This is a genomic window from Azospirillum isscasi (assembly GCF_030849505.1).
GTDB lineage: Bacteria > Pseudomonadota > Alphaproteobacteria > Azospirillales > Azospirillaceae > Azospirillum > Azospirillum isscasi.
Genome location: NZ_JAUJFI010000353.1, coordinates 1 through 1,359 on the forward strand (window position 1 = coordinate 1; position 1,359 = coordinate 1,359).

The 1,359-nt window shown below is 72.0% G+C and carries 1 protein-coding gene and 1 pseudogene; both read right to left on the reverse strand.

Going from position 1 to position 1,359, the window contains the following annotated elements:
• Positions 1-75: 75 nt before the first annotated feature.
• Positions 76-657 (reverse strand): annotated as a pseudogene (locus tag QSG27_RS28940) (ABC transporter ATP-binding protein); the annotation flags it as partial.
• A partial coding sequence (locus tag QSG27_RS28945; protein WP_306712307.1) for an HlyD family secretion protein occupies positions 654-1,359 on the reverse strand: 706 nt, incomplete at its 5' end. The pseudogene QSG27_RS28940 and the gene QSG27_RS28945, both read right to left, overlap by 4 nt.

Here is a 1,359-nt window from a genome sequence, read left to right on the forward strand (position 1 = left end):
CCGCCACACCGGAGCGCCTACGCTCCCTCACCAGCTATCCGTGGCTCCCATGTGTCAATGCTTAAGCGCGGCGGTATAATGGGTGCTGACCAGCACGGTCAGCCCGTCGCCGGCCAGCCGGTGGATCTCGTCCCAGAAGTCCCGCCGGGCCTTGGGGTCCACGCCGGCGGTCGGCTCGTCGAGCAGCAGCAGCTTCGGCTCGTGCAGGATGCAGGCGGCCAGCGCCAGACGCTGCTTCCAACCGCCCGACAGCTCCCCCGCCAACTGCGCCCGCCGGTTGCCGAGCCCCAGCCGGTCCAGCGCCGCGTCGACCTTCCGCCGCCGGTCCGGCAGCCCGTACATGCGGGCGACGAAATCCAGGTTCTCCGCGATGCTCAGATCCTCCCAGAAGCTGAACTTCTGGGTCATGTAGCCGACCTGCCGCTTGATGGCGGCGCTCTGGCTGCGGATGTCGAGCCCGAGGCAGGTCCCCTCCCCCGCGTCGGGGGTCAGCAGCCCGCACAGCATGCGGATGGTGGTCGTCTTGCCCGATCCGTTCGGCCCCAGGAAGCCATAGATCTGCCCCCGCCGCACCCGGATGGAAAAGCCGTCCACCACCGTCTTGGCGCCGAACCGCTTGACCAGCCCATGGACGTCGATGGCCGGCTCGTCCGTCATGGCGGCAGTTCCACGTCCACCGGCAGGCCGGGGTTGAGCGAGGCCCCGTCCTCCAGCCGCGCTTCCACCCGGAAGACCAGCTTTTCCCGGCTGCCGACGCTGTAGATCACCGGCGGGGTGTATTCCGCCCGCGGCGCCACATAGGTCACCCGCGCCGACAGACCGGGCGGGCAGCCGTCACAGCGCACCGGCAGGCGGTCCCCCGGACGGACGCGGGCCATCAGCGGTTCCGGCACGAAAACCACCAGCTTCCGCTTTCCCGGAGGCAGCAGCGACACCACGGGGGCGCCCGCCGGCACCCATTCGCCGGGGTTGAACAGCGTGTCCTCGACCAGCGCCGTTTCCGGCGCCAAGGGGGCCAGTTCGGCCAGCCGCTTCTCCGCCTGGGCCAGAGCGGCTTCGGCTTGGGCCACGGCGTCCTCCGCCGCCCGGATCTGGTCGGGCCGGGCCGGCAGGGTGGAGACGGCCAGTTGCGCGGTCAGTTCCTCCAGCCGCGCCCGGTCGCGGTCGTGGGCCGCGCGGGCGGCGTCGAGCCGGTCGTCGGAGCTGACCTTGCGAGTCACCAGCGTCCGCTGCCGGGCCAGCTCCGTTTCGGAATAGCGCAGCGCCGCCTCGGCCTGCGCCCGCTGGGCCGCCACCACCGCCAGTTCGTCGGGGCGCTTGCCGGTCCGCAGGTCGGCCAGTTGCGCCCGCGCCTGCCCC